General features: G+C 35.4%; 18 protein-coding genes. All 18 read left to right on the forward strand.

Translation table 11 applies throughout. The annotated features are described in order from the left end of the window. The first annotated feature begins 4 nt into the window (after positions 1-4). The 18 genes from comGA to E4Z98_RS01820 all read left to right on the forward strand — a co-directional run bounded on the left by comGA (position 5) and on the right by E4Z98_RS01820 (position 16,388). Positions 5-925, forward strand: coding sequence for a competence type IV pilus ATPase ComGA (gene comGA, locus E4Z98_RS01735; RefSeq protein ID WP_167790949.1), 921 nt, complete (start codon positions 5-7; stop codon positions 923-925). Continuing rightward, entirely contained in the window at positions 922-1,944 is a 1,023-nt protein-coding gene (comGB, locus tag E4Z98_RS01740; protein ID WP_167790950.1) for a competence type IV pilus assembly protein ComGB, read from the forward strand. The genes comGA and comGB overlap by 4 nt, the downstream gene beginning before the upstream one ends. Then, entirely contained in the window at positions 1,941-2,222 is a 282-nt protein-coding gene (gene comGC / locus E4Z98_RS01745) for a competence type IV pilus major pilin ComGC (protein WP_135254949.1), read from the forward strand. Before comGB ends, comGC begins: the two co-directional genes overlap by 4 nt. A gap of 68 nt (positions 2,223-2,290) precedes the next feature. Continuing rightward, positions 2,291-2,671 (forward strand): hypothetical protein, encoded by a 381-nt coding sequence (locus tag E4Z98_RS01750; protein WP_280953123.1) that lies wholly within the window; start codon positions 2,291-2,293, stop codon positions 2,669-2,671. After that, positions 2,646-2,981 carry a hypothetical protein gene (locus E4Z98_RS01755; protein ID WP_135254951.1) on the forward strand — a complete coding sequence of 112 codons (336 nt, stop codon included), beginning with the start codon at positions 2,646-2,648 and terminating at the stop codon, positions 2,979-2,981. The genes E4Z98_RS01750 and E4Z98_RS01755 overlap by 26 nt, the downstream gene beginning before the upstream one ends. Then, complete coding sequence (comGF, locus tag E4Z98_RS01760) at positions 2,968-3,420, forward strand: competence type IV pilus minor pilin ComGF (RefSeq protein ID WP_135254952.1); 453 nt, start codon at positions 2,968-2,970, stop codon at positions 3,418-3,420. Before E4Z98_RS01755 ends, comGF begins: the two co-directional genes overlap by 14 nt. After that, positions 3,410-3,739 (forward strand): hypothetical protein, encoded by a 330-nt coding sequence (locus tag E4Z98_RS01765; protein WP_135254953.1) that lies wholly within the window; start codon positions 3,410-3,412, stop codon positions 3,737-3,739. Before comGF ends, E4Z98_RS01765 begins: the two co-directional genes overlap by 11 nt. Before the next feature lie 166 nt (positions 3,740-3,905). Further along, positions 3,906-5,906 (forward strand): methionine--tRNA ligase, encoded by a 2,001-nt coding sequence (metG, locus tag E4Z98_RS01770; RefSeq protein ID WP_135254954.1) that lies wholly within the window; start codon positions 3,906-3,908, stop codon positions 5,904-5,906. Positions 5,907-6,047: 141 nt separating this feature from the next. Beyond that, complete coding sequence (locus tag E4Z98_RS01775; RefSeq protein ID WP_135254955.1) at positions 6,048-6,818, forward strand: TatD family hydrolase; 771 nt, start codon at positions 6,048-6,050, stop codon at positions 6,816-6,818. Between the two features lies 1 nt (position 6,819). After that, positions 6,820-7,410 (forward strand): ribonuclease M5, encoded by a 591-nt coding sequence (rnmV, locus tag E4Z98_RS01780; RefSeq protein WP_135254956.1) that lies wholly within the window; start codon positions 6,820-6,822, stop codon positions 7,408-7,410. Next, on the forward strand, positions 7,388-8,272 hold the full coding sequence (rsmA, locus tag E4Z98_RS01785; RefSeq protein WP_425330217.1) for a 16S rRNA (adenine(1518)-N(6)/adenine(1519)-N(6))-dimethyltransferase RsmA: 885 nt from the start codon (positions 7,388-7,390) through the stop codon (positions 8,270-8,272). Before rnmV ends, rsmA begins: the two co-directional genes overlap by 23 nt. A 210-nt stretch (positions 8,273-8,482) precedes the next feature. After that, positions 8,483-9,685 (forward strand): acyl-CoA dehydrogenase FadE, encoded by a 1,203-nt coding sequence (gene fadE / locus E4Z98_RS01790; RefSeq protein ID WP_135254958.1) that lies wholly within the window; start codon positions 8,483-8,485, stop codon positions 9,683-9,685. A 206-nt stretch (positions 9,686-9,891) separates the two neighbouring features. Next, on the forward strand, positions 9,892-10,797 hold the full coding sequence (locus tag E4Z98_RS01795) for a LysR family transcriptional regulator (RefSeq protein WP_135254959.1): 906 nt from the start codon (positions 9,892-9,894) through the stop codon (positions 10,795-10,797). Positions 10,798-11,020: 223 nt separating this feature from the next. After that, complete coding sequence (locus E4Z98_RS01800) at positions 11,021-12,205, forward strand: acetyl-CoA C-acetyltransferase (protein WP_135254960.1); 1,185 nt, start codon at positions 11,021-11,023, stop codon at positions 12,203-12,205. A gap of 22 nt (positions 12,206-12,227) precedes the next feature. Then, a complete protein-coding gene (locus E4Z98_RS01805; protein ID WP_135254961.1) occupies positions 12,228-13,331 on the forward strand; it encodes an acyl-CoA dehydrogenase family protein in 1,104 nt (367 codons plus the stop codon). Positions 13,332-13,372: 41 nt separating this feature from the next. Further along, positions 13,373-14,227 carry a 3-hydroxybutyryl-CoA dehydrogenase gene (locus E4Z98_RS01810; protein ID WP_135254962.1) on the forward strand — a complete coding sequence of 285 codons (855 nt, stop codon included), beginning with the start codon at positions 13,373-13,375 and terminating at the stop codon, positions 14,225-14,227. Positions 14,228-14,240: 13 nt separating this feature from the next. Continuing rightward, complete coding sequence (locus E4Z98_RS01815) at positions 14,241-15,026, forward strand: enoyl-CoA hydratase-related protein (RefSeq protein WP_135254963.1); 786 nt, start codon at positions 14,241-14,243, stop codon at positions 15,024-15,026. Between the two features lie 42 nt (positions 15,027-15,068). After that, positions 15,069-16,388, forward strand: a complete 1,320-nt coding sequence (locus E4Z98_RS01820) for an acetyl-CoA hydrolase/transferase family protein (protein ID WP_241856712.1) — start codon at positions 15,069-15,071, stop codon at positions 16,386-16,388. Positions 16,389-16,412 lie beyond the last annotated feature (24 nt).

Genomic DNA, 16,412 nt, shown 5'->3' on the forward strand with positions numbered 1-16,412 from the left:
AGATGTGAAGCAGTTGATGAGAGAGTTATTTGATCAAGCATTGGCCCATCATGCAAGTGATTTATATATTTTTCCGACAGAAGAAAGTTATGAATGTACGCTAAGATATCAAAATAAAAAGAAAATTATCAAGCAACTGCCTTTAGGTGAAGGAGAAAAGTTTATATTATTTTTGAAATATCTAGGAAATATGGATGTCGGAGAAAAGCGCAAGATTCAACTAGGTTCAGCAATCGTTGAACTCAAAGATAACAAAGAACTTGCCATCCGCTTGTCTTCTGTAGCAGACTATCAAAATCGTGAAACGTTAGTTATTAGGTTTATAGGAAATATAGAAAACCAGGATAGTTTTAATTTGATAAACACCTCATCCTATATTCAAATACAGGACAGCTTGACTCAAAAAGGTTTATTTATTTTTTCTGGTGCGACAGGTTCGGGTAAAACAACCATGATGTATCGATTAGCCAATCATTGTGCCAAAAAAGGTGAACAAATTATTACAATTGAAGATCCTGTAGAATTTTCTATGTCGAATTTTTTGCAGTTACAAGTGAACGAAAAAATTGATCTTAGTTATCAACGTCTCATTCAACTGTGTTTGCGACATCGGCCAGATGTTTTAGTCATTGGTGAAATACGAGATAGCGAAACAGCGCATGCTGTGGTTCGGGCAGCGTTAACGGGTCATACGGTGTTAACAACAGTACATGCGATGGACGCATTAAATGTTATTTCACGTCTGGTTGAACTGGGTGTTTCTATTCATGAGTTAAAGCAAGTTTTACAGATGGTTGCTTATTTGGATATGAGAGTGTTTGAAGGTAATGAACAGGTAGCCACTCACCATCAAGCAGTTCATATCGAAACATTACATATGACTAAAAGATTCTGGGATAAATGGGAAGGAGAGAGGTCCAATTGAAACTAAAACTTAAAAATAATCATAAGCTCTCTCTTCAACAACAAGTCAATGTCACACAATTAATGTCAGACATGTTAGAGAATGGTTTTTCTTTTCAAGAAAGTATGTCTTTTTTGTGCTTAATTTATGAATCAGATGCTGAATTATTTAAGCAAGCAAGTGAGAAGGTAATGGAATCGGGCAGTATAACACAAGGAGTGGCGTTGATTGGGTTGAAAAAGCAATACATTGCACAACTTTATTTAAGTGAACATCATGGCGATTTGGCTGGGGCATTTTTTAGAATTGCTAATCAACTAACGGATTATCAGAAACAAAGAAAAAATTTAATTAAAGTCTTAGTTTATCCCATTATGTTATTAGTCTTTTTGATAGGGATATTGTTTCTAATGAAATTTGTGTTATTACCTTCTATGAATGTTGAAAAAGAAAATCAAACCTTAGCAATGGCTCTCATTAATAATTTTCCTTATGTTTTTCTTGTACTATTACTGATAGGTTTGTTGTGTTACGGAGTGATAGTTTCTCATCGAAGAAATCATACGGCAATCGCTCATTACAGCTTGTTAACGCGTCTACCGATAGTAGGAAAATTAATCAAGCTTTATTTAACTTCTTATATGGCCCACGAATGGGGGAAATTACTTGCTCATGGTATTGAGTTGACAGGTATTATTAGTATTATGGAAAACGAAGAAAATACGTTGTTAATGCAAGAAATGGGCAGTGCTTTTCAAAAATCGGCACTAAAGGGAGAAGCAATGTATGATGTATTAGCTGCTTGCCCTATTTTTTTACCAGGTTTTTCCTTAATGGTCAGACAAGGTGAGCGAAAAGGAAAACTATCTGAAGAATTGCTGATGTATAGTAATAAACTTTGGGAAGAGCTCTTAAATAAAATCGAAAAACTAACTAATTATTTACAACCAACCATTTTTTTATTCGTCGCAGTGATGATTATTGCAGTTTATGCCGCATTGCTACTACCAATCTATGAAAATATCGAGGTGTTCACATGAAAAAGAAAAAATATCAAGCATTTACTTTAATTGAAATGATGGTCGTTTTATTTATAATTTCTGTGCTAATTTTATTGTTTGTCCCTAATTTAAGCAAACAAAAGAACAAAGTAGATGCTGAAGGGAAATCTGCCCTTCAGTCAGTTTTAACCTCACAAGTAACGCTTTATCAAATGAATGAGACAGGAGATGTTACGCTTGATAACTTGGTATCAAAAGGTTACATAACCGAAAAACAAAAAGAACAAGCTGAAGGCTGGGGGATTGAGGTCCCATAAAATCAACCAAATATAAGGGTATGACGTTATTGGAGTCATTGTTAGTCATATTGATTGTTAGTATGACTATGTTGTTACCCATTTTAGCTTACCGACGATGGGAGCATCAGTTGGTGAATAAACAATTTTTTAGTGATTTGGAAAACAGTTATCATCGAACCCAACTATCAGCTGTTCAAAATGCAAAAGGGACTTATTTATATATTGACGCTCAAGAAGGTATTACCTGTCTGTATTATTCATTTGGTGAGAAAAAAATAGAAGAATTGATCCAAGTACCAGCCACCATTGAAAGTCCCTCAAAAGTATCCATTTCTTTTAAATCAATGAGTGGAAATGTTAGTCAAGCAAATAAATTTTATTTTATTGATCAATTGAATCAAGTGAAAGTAACGTATACAGTCCAAATAGGGAGTGGCAAACTTGTTAAAAAAATCGACGTATTATAGAGGTATTGTTTTGTTAGAAAGTTTGGTGTCATTAGGTCTAATAGTCGTCTTGACCATGGTGATCCTTCCGTTATTAACACAATTAAAAAAAACCGAAGCGTCTCTTAATGATAGTTGGAAAAAAGAACGATACTTGTATGAAGTATCGCGTGATAAATGTTTGCTTCCTGATCTAAAAAAACAACGGTATATTGATAATCATCAGTCTTACTTGGTAAAAGTGAAAAGTAACGATGTTCTAATAACAGAGATGAGCATTCATCAAGAGAACAACGTAATAGAAACGGTGAATTTGATTGAGAAAAAATAAATTTAAAGGCTTCACATTAATTGAAGGTTTGTACGGTTTATTCGTGACGGCAATAGTGTTATCTTTTTTTCATCCTTTTATTCATTATCTCTCTTTTTATCAAGAGCAACATTCTAATCAAGCCATGATGGAGTGGCAAACATTTACGAGTCAATTAGAACGAGCTGTTACTGAAGGAACAATTAATACAATCACTCCTCAAACCATTGAGTACAATGATGCATCGGGGACTCATTATTGTGTTGAACACTATCAAAATATGATTAGACGAACGACTAGTCTTTCAGGGCATGAGCCTTTATTATTAAATGTTTCTTCATGGCAAGTTAGCCAGGTAAACGAGCAACAATTATTTATTACCGTCTCATTTTTAGATGGATCTGTCCGTAGTCATTATCAAACGTTTAATCTATCGGGAGAAATAGAGAATGAAATCTAAAAATATTTATTATAAGGGGAGCCTCCTAGCATCTACTATTGTTTTAACCTTTATGTATGTGACGACGTTAACCTTCATTTTTCATCGCTATGATGTTCAACAAGAACTTATTTCAGTCAGTATTAAACGTTCAAGGATTGAGACCTTAGTCAATCTTGCAACTTTTTATTTAGAGCATACTGAAGAAAAGCAATCGGGTGAATTAGTGTATTCAACGGGTGTAATCCATTATACCTATGAAGCAACCGGACATTATCTGCTTGAGGTAAAACTTGTGACAGGAGAATCAATAAAACGCAGTATTACAACAATAAAATGAAGTCATTTGGTCAATAATATAAGAACCTTTTGACGTATTACCTAGGTAGTATGTCAAAAGGTTTTAATGGGTTGTTTACTAAAAAATAAGGAAGTTTTGTTCGAAATATGATATACTAAGAGGAAAATTGAACTTTTATCTTAGGGATTATTTAGGAGGGTACACAATGGCGGACAAAAAGCCTTTTTATATCACAACACCAATTTATTATCCAAGTGGCAGATTACATATCGGTAGTTCTTATACTACGCTATTTTGTGATGCAATGGCTCGCTATAAACGTTTAACAGGTCATGAAGTGTTCTTTTTAACAGGTTTGGATGAACACGGACAAAAAATCGAACAAAAAGCAGAAGAAAATGGCATTTCTCCACAAGAATATGTGGATAGCATGGCAGTCGATGTAAAAAAATTATGGAAACATTTAGAAATTAATTATGATCATTTTATTCGTACAACAGATAAACAACACGTAGAGGTAGTCCAACGAACATTTGAACGCTTATTAGCGCAAGGTGACATTTATTTGGGTGAATATCAAGGATGGTATTCAGTATCAGATGAAGAGTATTTTACTGAAACACAATTAATGGAAGTTTATAAAGATGAACAAGGTAATGTCATTGGTGGTAAAGCACCGAGTGGACATGAAGTAGAACTTGTAACTGAAGAATGTTATTTCTTTAGAATGGGTAAATATGCTGATCGTTTAATTGAACATTACTCATCGCACCCAGAATTCATTCAACCGGAGTCTCGTAAGACGGAAATGTTGAACAACTTTATTATCCCAGGATTAGAAGATTTAGCATTAACGCGTACGACCTTTAAATGGGGAATTGAAGTGCCAAGTAATCCTAAACATGTGGTTTATGTGTGGATTGATGCGTTGATGAATTACCTATCCGCTTTAGGTTACTCAACTGAAGACGATGCTAATTTCCAAAAATTCTGGCCAGCCAGTGTTCAAGTCATTGGTAAAGAAATCGTTCGTTTCCACACCATTTATTGGCCGATTATTTTGATGGCATTAGAGTTACCACTGCCTGAAAAAATTTATGCACATGGTTGGATCGTAATGAAAGAAGGCAAGATGTCTAAGTCTAAAGGAAATGTTGTTTATCCTGAAATGTTAGTAGAACGTTATGGACTTGATGCATTACGCTATTATTTATTACGCTCAATGCCCTTTGGAAATGACAGTGTCTTCACACCGGAGGATTTTGTGGCACGTGTGAATTATGATTTAGCTAATGATTTAGGCAACTTATTAAATCGAACAGTTGCGATGATTAATAAATATTGTGATGGTTTCGTTCCTAAGTATGCGTCACATGTGACGGAATTCGACAGTGGCTTATCTACAACAGCTGCTAACGTTATTGGTAACTACCGTAAAGCAATGGAAAATATGGAAGTCAGTGTAGCACTTCAAGAAATTTGGAGTTTGGTTTCTCGTGCAAATAAATATATTGATGAAACGGAGCCATGGGTATTAGCCAAAGATGAAGAACGTCGCGCTGAGTTAAATAGTGTCATGGTTCATTTAGCTGAATCATTACGTATTGTTGGGGTATTATTACAACCAATGTTGACACAAACTCCTGCTAAAATATTTAAACAACTAGGAATTGAACACGAAGAATATAATATGGAAAGTATCCGTTTTGGTGAATTTCCTAGTGACTGTAAAGTCATCATTAAAGGAAAACCAATCTTCCCACGTCAAGATGCAGAAGAAGAAATTGCTTATATTCAAGAAAAAATGAATGAAAAAGCACCTACAAGTTCAGTTGTCTGGAATCCTGAAGACACAACGTTAATTTCTTCAAAAGAAAAAGCTGTTAAATTTGAAGATTTTGAAAAAGTTGAGTTAAAAGTAGCTGAAATTATTGATTGCCAAAAAGTAGAGGTTGCCGATAAATTATTACAATTCCGTTTAGATGCGGGTGATGAAGGTCATCGCCAAATCTTATCAGGAGTTGCGGAATTTTATCCTGACCCAAGTGAATTAGTTGGGAAAAAAGTAGCAATTGTTGCTAACTTGAAACCAAGAAAAATTCGTGGGCTAATTAGTCAAGGTATGATTTTATCAGCTGAATACGATGGCAAGTTGAAAATGATTGAAGTACCAAAATCTATTCCAAATGGTTCAGAACTAGCCTAAGGATAAAAAATAAACAGACTTCATATGTTGCTAGCTTGTTATGATTAAGTAAATTAGATAAGTAATAGGGAGTGTGACAGACTCGTGTCATGCTCCCTTACTTGTAGTATGGGTAGTAATTAAGAGAGGAAGCGTTTGAAGATGATTTTTGATTCACATACTCATTTAAATGTTGAACAATTTAAAGATGATATTAATGAAACAGTTGAACGAGCCAATGAACAGGGCGTAACTGAGATGGCGGTAGTGGGATTTGATGAACCAACGATAGAAAAATCGTTAGAGTTGAGTCAACTTTATGATAATATTTATAGCATTATAGGTTGGCATCCAACAGAAGCAGGAAGCTATACACCGAAAATTGAAGCAAAGTTACAGCAATTACTCAATACACCTAAAGTGGTGGCATTAGGTGAAATTGGATTAGATTATCATTGGATGGAAGATCCTAAAGATGTACAAGAAAAAGTATTTCGTCGTCAGTTAGCTATCTCTAGAGAAATGAAGTTGCCATTTAGCATTCATACACGTGATGCTATGGAGGATACTTATAGAATTTTAAAAGAAGAACAAGTACATCTGACGGGTGGCATTATGCATAGTTTTAGTGGTGATAGTGAATGGATGAAACGATTCTTAGACTTAGGGCTACATATTTCTTTAAGTGGGGTCGTGACATTTAAAAAAGCAACTGACTTACAAGAAGTAGCTAAAGTGGTGCCGCTAGACTCATTACTCGTAGAAACAGATGCACCATATTTAGCGCCTGTTCCATTTAGAGGTAAACGCAATGAACCAGCCTATACTCGTTATGTTGTTGAAAGAATTGCGGAGTTACGCGGTATGACATGGGAAGAAGTGGCTAAACAAACAACACAAAATGCTCATCGCTTGTTTAGAATAGGTGAGTAGTATGGATACGAATAAAAAAATAACCATTCAAGAAATTGTCGTTGTAGAAGGAAAAGATGATACTAAACGACTAAAACAATTTTTTGAAGTAGACACGATTGAAACAATTGGCTCTGCCATTGATGAGGCAATTTTGGAACGTATTGAGCATGCACATGAAGTTCGGGGAGTGATTGTGTTTACTGACCCAGATTTTTCGGGTGAAAAAATTCGTAAAACTATTAGCAATTATTTACCAGAAGTAAAGCATGCGTTCATTTCTAGAAAAGAAGGAACCCCTAGTAAACGAGGGAATAGCTTGGGCGTTGAACATGCTAGTGAGGAAGCGTTGAAAGAGGCTTTGGAAAATGTCATGACACCTAGTCAAGATGATATCCCAAGTATTAATCAACAAACCTTGTTATCACTTGGTTTATTAGCAGGTCCAGGTAGTCGTCAAAAACGTGAACAATTGGGTGATTATTTGAGAATCGGTTATACTAATGGTAAACAATTGCTAAAACGATTAAATATGTTTAGAATAACGGAAGAAGAGTTAATGGACGCAATACGTGTACTAGAAAGGAATAATGATGACAAAAGAAGTAGCTAATCCTACAAGAACAAAAGAATTATTAAAGAAATATGGTTTCTCATTTAAAAAGAGTTTAGGTCAAAATTTCTTGACAGATTTGAATATTTTAAGAAATATTGTGGAGGTTGCACAATTAAATGATCAAACCAATGTTATTGAAGTAGGACCTGGTATGGGCTCATTAACGGAATTTTTAGCTAGAGAAGCTAATCAAGTATTGGCATTTGAAATTGATCAACGGCTGATGGAAGTATTGGCTGAAACAATGGAGCCTTATCCAAATGTGACAGTGGTCAATGAGGATGTTTTAAAAGCAGATTTAGAAAAAATAACATCTGAAGTATTTGAAAATCCAGAATTACCAATTAAAGTCGTAGCCAATTTGCCTTATTACGTTACAACGCCTATTATGATGCACTTTTTAGAAGCATCACTTGAAATTGATGAAATGGTTGTTATGATGCAAAAAGAAGTCGCAGATCGTATTACAGCAGGTCCTGGGACTAAAGCTTATGGTTCGCTATCAGTAGCTGTTCAGTATTTTATGGAAGCTGAAACAGCGTTTATTGTTCCTAAAACAGCGTTTGTACCACAGCCTAATGTTGATTCAGCTATTTTACATTTAACCAAACGTGAAACGCCAGCAGTTGAAGTTAATAACGAAGACAAATTCTTTGCACTAGTTCGCGCCTCATTCCAACAAAGACGTAAAACATTATGGAATAATTTGATTAGTTATTTTGGAAAAGATGAAGCCACAAAAACACGCTTAGAAACAGCTTTAGCAGCATGTGAGATTGATCCTAAACGCCGTGGGGAAACATTATCTTTACAAGAGTTTGCGGATTTAACTAATTATTTATATCCTAATTCGAATTAAATAATAAAAAAGAAAATATGTCTTGATTCCCTTACGTTAGACCAAAATCTGACGTAAGTTTTTTTATCATCATTTACACATTGTTTATTTGTAAGGGTTTTCCATAACTATTAATTTTTCTAATAGTTATCATAATTTTCCTTAAGTATACGCTTTCATTTTTGTGGTATATGATAAAGACATCAAAAACAACTAAAGGGGAGAAACAAAATGGCAAGAAGCGAAAAATTAAAAGAAATGTATCCATTTGATATGTATGCTTATGCAAACGGTTTAACTGAAGGAGAATTAACGGTCTTACAAAACTTACGTCACTTCCTTGAAACAGATGTTAAGCCAGTGGTCAATGAGTATTGGGAAAAAGCTGATTTTCCTTTTGAAATCTTTAAAGGAATTGCAGAAACAGGCATTATGAATAGCCCACTATTGTTTGAAGGACGTGAAGGGGCTAGAAAACCTAGTGAGTTATACAATGCGTTTTTATACTTTGAATTAGCTAAATTGGATGCTTCTATCGCAACCTTTTATACTGTTCACGGTGGTTTATGTTATAACACGATTCTATTAGGTGGTAGTGAAGCGCAAATTGAAAAATATGCACCTAAAATTGCTTCATGGGAATGGCAAGGGTGTTTTGGTTTAACCGAACCAGATCACGGCTCTGATATTGCAGGCGGATTAGCAACAACCGCTGAAAAAGTTGGAGATAAATGGATCATTAATGGTGAAAAACGCTGGATTGGTGGTGCATCAACCGCTGATATTTTACCAATTTTTGCTCGTGATAAAGAAGATGGAAAAATTAAATGCTTTATCGTTAAAGGCGGATCAAAAGGGTTAACTGTTGAAAATATCAAACATAAAGTTTCTTTACGCTTAGTTCAAAATGGTCATATTACATTAGAAAATGTAGAAGTTTTGGATGAGGATCGTTTAGAAAACGTTAATGGCTTTAAAGATGTGGCAAGAATTTTACGTTCAACACGTGCTGATATTGCACATTTAGCAACAGGTATGACAATTGGTGCAACTGAAGCAGCGTTGAAATATATCAAAGATCGTGATCAATTTGGTCGTAAATTATCAGGTTTCCAATTAGTGCAAGAAAAAGTTGCACGCATGCAAGCGAATGTTGTATCAACAATGGCATATTCAGTACAATTAGCTAATATGCAAGAACAAGGTCACTTTTTAGAAGAAAATTCAGCTTTAGCCAAAATGCATAATGCGATGAGAATGCGTGAAACAGTTGCTTGGGGGCGTGAAGTTTGTGGAGGTAATGGTATTACTCTTGAAACAGATGTGGCAAGATTCTTTGCAGATGGTGAAGCGATTTATTCTTACGAGGGTACACATGAAATTAATGCGCTAATCGTTGGTCGTTTCTTAACAGGTGTAGGAGCTTTCGTTTAATACTTAATCAATAGCAGTAGAAAACATTCATTCAAACATTATAAAAAAAACAATCTCTTTTAGACATTTGTATGGAACATTTGACATTCACAGTTTAAAAGTCGCTGCCTAGTCAACAGCGGCTTTTTTTGTAGGCTCAACTTTATGAAAACGAGTACATTTATAGTAAGATAAAGGTATCAAACGCTATAGGGGAGTTTTGTTAGATGGATATTCAACAGTTATATTATTTTATGAACATTGTAGAGTGCGGATGTAATTTGTCATTAGCAGCGAAAAAAATTCATATCACACAATCGGCATTAAGCCAGTTAATTATTAATTTTGAAGCAAATGAAGAATTAACACTATTTTATCGTAAAAATGGTCGGTTAGAGTCATTAACCCCAAGTGGAGAAAAGTTATATACTTATGCACAAGAAATCACACAGTTGCATGAACAGATGAATGAGATGGTTCGTAAAGAAGCCGCTAAACAAAAAGGGACCATTCGAATTGGTTTGCCATCCCTTATTTTAAGAATTTTTTTCTCATCATTTTTCCCAAAATTAATGATGGATAATCCTAATATTCAATTAGAGATTGTAGAAGGTGGTAGTAATTATTTAAGAAAAATGTTATTTCAAAATGATTTAGACTATGCTATTTTAATTGAGCCAACTAGTCTTGATCCCAAAAGTTTTGAAGAACATGTCATTCAAATTGATGAAATGACGGCATTTGTCTATCATACACATCCATTAGCGCATAAAAAACGCTTATCTTGGCGCGATTTGGAATCCTTTCCAGTTGCAACATTCAACGAAAGTTTTACTACCTATGAATTAGTAACTGAGAAACTAAAAAAAGAAAAAAGTAATGCCCAAATAAAGTTAACTTCTTCATCATGGGATTATTTAGTAGAGGCAACACAAGAATCAAATATTGTGGCAGTCTTGCCGTCACCAATCGAAAGAACCATGGATAAAAATTTATTTGTTGAAATACCATTTAAAGAACCAATTCCCTTTAATGTCTTATTATGTCGACCAATTAAAGGAAATTATAATGATGTTGAAGGTTTAGTTTATGAGTCAATTTTAAGCTATTTCTATCAACCAATCGTAGAATAATAGTGTGCAAAAAATTCACAAACTTTTTTTAAGAAAATCATCCGCCTTGAGTTAGAAAACGTTTTCTTTCAAACGTTGCTAACTCAAGGTTTTTTTGTATGTATTAAAATTACTAATAGAATTAATAACATTTACTTGTTAGATTTTTTGTGAAATCAGCCGTATGATAAGAGTGTCAAAAGAAATAAAACGTTTTCATTAATATATACAGGGGGAACATCACATGAAAGAAGTAGTTATCGTAGCAGCAAGAAGAAGTCCAATTGGTAGTTTTGGTGGAAGTTTAAAAAATTTATCTGCGGTTGAACTAGGACAAAAAGTAGTTGAAAAAACATTAGCAGATATTAACTTAGATCCTAACTTAGTGGATGAAGTGATTTTAGGGAATGTTTTATCAGCAGGATTAGGACAAAATGTCGCACGTCAAGTTGCGTTGAAATCAGGATTGCCACAATCTTCATCGGCGTTGACGATTAATAAAGTTTGTGGTTCTGGATTGAAAGCGGTTATATTAGCGGCTCAATCTATTATGTTAGAAGAAAATGACATCGTTATCGCCGGTGGTACAGAAAGTATGAGCCAGGCAGCATATGTATTACCGAACCATCGTTGGGGTGGACGTATGGGAAATGGTGAAATTGTTGATACATTATTAAAAGACGGTCTAACGGATGCATTTGATGGGATTCATATGGGGATAACAGCAGAAAATATTGCAGAAAAATTTGGCTTTACCCGTGAAGCACAAGATGCTTTTGCAGCTTCAAGTCAAAATAAAGCAGAGGCAGCTATCACCTCAGGACGTTTTACTGATGAGATTGTAGAGATTGAAATTCCAGTGAGAAAAGGTGAGCCCATTAAGTTTAATCAGGATGAGTTCCCAAGATTTGGCTCAACTGCAGATGGTTTAGGAAAACTTCGTGCAGCCTTTAAAAAAGATGGAACCGTGACTGCTGGAAATGCTTCAGGTGTCAATGATGGTGCAGCGATTCTTGTTTTAATGAGTCGTGATAAAGCCGAAGAATTAGGTATGGAAATTATGGGCTCAATTGCTTCTTATGCTACGGCGGGTGTTGATCCGACGATTATGGGAACAGGCCCGATTCCATCAACGAAGCGTGCCTTAACAAGAGCAGGGTTAGAGGTATCAGATTTAGATTTAGTAGAAGCTAATGAGGCCTTCGCTGCACAAGCAATGAGTGTTGTACAAGAATTAGGGCTAGATGAAGCAATTACTAACGTCAATGGTGGCGCGGTTGCCTTAGGACATCCTATTGGTGCAAGTGGTGCACGTGTTTTAGTAACGTTACTGCATGAAATGAAAAAACGTGAAGCTAAAAATGGTCTAGCAACATTATGTATCGGTGGCGGACAAGGTATTTCATTAATTATAAAACGTGATGAGTAATTAGTATCATTAAAGGGGATAGATGATGATGAACGAGCTAGTAGAAAAAATTGAAAAGTATTCTAATGAGGTATTGGTGGGAGCTGCTAGGTATTATGACCAAGTAGAAGAGTTTCCAGAAGAACAAGTAAAGAAATTATTTGACCTAGGTTTTTTTCAATCATTATATGCTGAATCCAATACTCATTATCAACATTACTTATCAAATTTACGATTAGTGAGTCATCATTTTCCAGCTTTAGCAAGTATTATGTTAACGCAAGAAAGTCATGCATTATATCCGTTTACTAAATTTGGAACGTCAGAACAACAAGCACGTTATCTTCCAGAGTTATTATTAGGCAATCAATTCGGTTCGTTTGCATTAAATGAGGAGCATTCTGGAAGTGATATAACGGAAATGTTGACGGTAGCAGAAAAAGTAGCAGGCGGTTGGCAATTAACTGGTGAAAAACAATATATTTCTAATGCACCTGTTGCTAGCCTATTTCTTATTGCAGCTCGTGTGATAAATAGAGGGCAAGAAGATACGTATGGTGTGTTTATTGTTAAACAAGGTGCAAAAGGATTTGAAGTAGGAAAACCAGAAGATAAGATGGGCATACGAGCATTACCTGTTGCGAACATAAAAATGACAAATGTTTTCGTTTCAGAAGATGAGGTGTTGGGTGGATGCTTAAATGGTGAAGAACAAGTTAATGCGATATTAAATCGTAATCGTTTAGCCGTTACAGCACAAGCTATTGGTATCTCTGAAGGAGCAATGAAGCGAGCGTTAGGCTATGTTTCACGTAAAAGAAATATTGGCAAACGATTAATTGACTTGCAAAATACACAATTCAAATTAGCAGAAATAGAAACCAAATTATATGCGGATAATGCTTTGTTAAACCAAGTCGTTACGACACATCAAGATGATGATCGTTTTATAGCTATGGCTAAATTGAGTGCTTCCAATCATGCTATTGATATAACGGAAACAATTATTAGTTTAGTAGGTGGCTATGGCTATATGAAGAATAACGATATTGAACGTTTAATTAGAGATGCTAAAATAACAGCAATTTACGGCAGCTCATCTAATCGTCTAAGGAAAATTATCGCAGAACCTTGGACAGCGTGTTAAGACGTTGAAGATGAAATGTAACAAAAGAAAGGTGAAATGAAATGACAATTGAAAAAGTAATGGTAATTGGATCAGGACAAATGGGAAGTGGTATTGTTCAAGAATTAGCAACGGCAGGTTACCATGTCTACATGAATGATATTAAAGAAGAATTTGTGAATCGTGCTTACGATAAAATTGAAAGCGCATTAAATAGAAGCGTTGAAAAAGGTAAAAAAGCGCAAGAAGAGGTAGCGACTATTTTATCGAATATTCAAACCTCTACGTCTTATGAAGATGCTAAAGAAGTAGATCTAGTGGTAGAAGCAGCGACTGAAAATAAAGAGATTAAATTAGATATTTTCCGTCAATTAGATGAGATTACCCCTAAACATGCTATTTTAGCAACCAATACGTCATCACTATCGATTACCGAAATCGCTGCGGTAACAAAACGTCCTCATCAAGTAGTTGGGATGCATTTCTTTAACCCAGTGCCAGTGATGAAATTAGTTGAAATTAATCATGGATTAGCCACAGATGAAGCGACGATAGCCACAATCCGAGAAGTTGCTAATAACATGAATAAAGTGTCAATCGATATTAAGGATTCACCAGGATTTGCGGTTAATCGAATTTTGATTCCAATGTTAAACGAAGCCATCTTTGTATTAGGAGAAGGTGTGGCGACAGCTGAAGAAATTGATCAATCAATGAAGTTAGGTGCTAATCATCCTATGGGTCCATTGGCATTAGCAGATTATATAGGCTTAGACACAGTCTTGGCGATTATGAATGTATTATACGATGGTTTCAATGACTCTAAATATCGTCCAGCCCCATTGCTAAAAAAATACGTAGAAGCAGGATGGTTAGGTAAGAAAACAGGAAAAGGTTTCTATAACTACGACAATTAATAGGAGAATAATCATGCAAACATATAATTATATTTCATTAACAATAGAACAAGGGATTGGGAGTTTAACGATTGAACGTCCTAAAGTGTTAAATGCATTAAGTACAGAAGTACTAGAAGAATTGGAACTAATGATTGATGATATTTCAATGATGGAGACAATCGATGTGTTACTTCTTACTGGAGCAGGCGAAAAAGCGTTCGTTGCCGGAGCGGATATTGCGGAGATGAAAGAAAAACGTGTATTTGAGGGACGTACATTCTCTGAAGTTGGGAATCGAGTGTTTAGTAAATTGGCTAATTTGAGACAACCAACTATTGCTTGTGTGAACGGCTTTGCACTAGGTGGAGGCTGTGAATTAGCGCTAGCATGTGATATGCGTATTGGTGCAGAAAATGCGAAGTTTGGCCAACCAGAAGTTGGTTTAGGTATTATACCAGGATTTGGTGGGACACAACGATTAGCTCGCTTAGTAGGAACAGGCATGGCCAAAGAATTGATTTTCACGGGCAATATCATCGACGCTAAAGAAGCACATCGCATTGGGTTACTAAATCGTGTGGTGCCTGCTGAAGAATTATTGATTGAAGCGCAAAACTTAGCTAATCAAATTCGTAAAAATGCCCCACTGGCAGTTGAATTGAGCAAAGAAGTGATTGATCGAGGGCTAGAAATGCCTATCGAACATGGATTACGTTTAGAAGCAGAAGTTTTTGGCTCATTATTTTCAACAGATGATCAAACAGAAGGTATGGATGCTTTCTTGAATCGTCGAAAAGCAGCATTTAATAAACAATAATCACGAGATAAAATAAAAATCTATTAAAGGAAGTGTATGAACATGATGAATGCTACATTAGTTGCTGAAAAATTAGACTTACAAGGATTATATGAAGAGAAATTAACGACAGCTGAAGAGGCGGTTCGTTTAGTGAAACCAGGACAAGGAATTATTTTCCCAATAATGCCAGGTGAACCTAAAGCATTATTAGATGGTATCCGTGAATTAGAAACATTAGAAGATAATCGTTTATATCGTATGTTACCAAGTTTTCCGGTGGTTGATGCACCAAAAGATAAACTACGTCAAATCTCAATTTTCTTATCGGGCATGGATCGTAAAGCAATGAATTCAGGAACTGTCGATTTGTTACCTAACCACTTTTCTGACATTCCTTCTATTTTGTTAGAGCGTGAAGAAGGACACATGGTTATCATGGCAACAGTTGCACCAATGGATGAAGAAGGCTACTTCTCATTAGGGACTAGTCCATCATATGTTGCTTCATTAATTGATAAAGCAGATACGATTATATTAGAAGTAAATGATCGTATGCCACGCACTTTTGGAATTAATAATGGGATTCATATTAGCCAAGTCGCTGCGTTGATTGAGCATAATATTGATTTACCAGAGTTAGGAAGTCCATCATTAAATGAAAAAGATTTAGCGATTGGAAAAGAAATTGCAGCTAAGGTTAAAGATGGGGATACGCTACAAATTGGTTTTGGTGCCATGCCAAATGCCGTAATGGAGTACTTAGTCGATAAACGTCACTTAGGCTTACATACAGAGATGTTACCGGAAAAATTAGTCGATTTAGCTGAAAAAGGTGTGATTGATAATAGTCAAAAAGAAATTGATACAGGAAAATCGGTGGCTACATTTGCAATTGGCTCAAAACGTTTGTATGAGTTTATGGATAATAATCCTGATATTTTAATGAATCCATGTGACTATACCAATAGTTTTGAGGTGATTAGTCGCTTAGATAATTTAGTTGCCATTAATTCATCGGTTGAAGTAGACTTTTTAGGTCAATGTAATTCAGAACGTGTGAAGAGTATGTACTATTCTTCAACGGGTGGCCAGTCTGACTTCATGAAAGGTGTTCGATTAACTAAGAATGGAACCGGTATCATTTGCTTGTATGCTACAGCCAAAAACGATGAGATTTCGACCATTGTTTCGCACTTATTTAGTGGCGCGCCAGTTGCCACATCAAAAAATGATATCGATACGGTTGTCACAGAATATGGAAGTGCTAAACTAAAAGGGAAGACAATTTCAGAACGTACGGAAAGCTTAATCAATATTGCGCATCCTAAATTCCGTGAAGAGTTGATGGAGCAAGCAAAAGCAATGGGTTATCTAGCTTAAATACGCATCTAGGAAAAGAGGGAA

The sequence above is a fragment of the Vagococcus xieshaowenii genome, from assembly GCF_004792515.1.
Classification (GTDB): Bacteria; Bacillota; Bacilli; order Lactobacillales; family Vagococcaceae; genus Vagococcus_A; species Vagococcus_A xieshaowenii.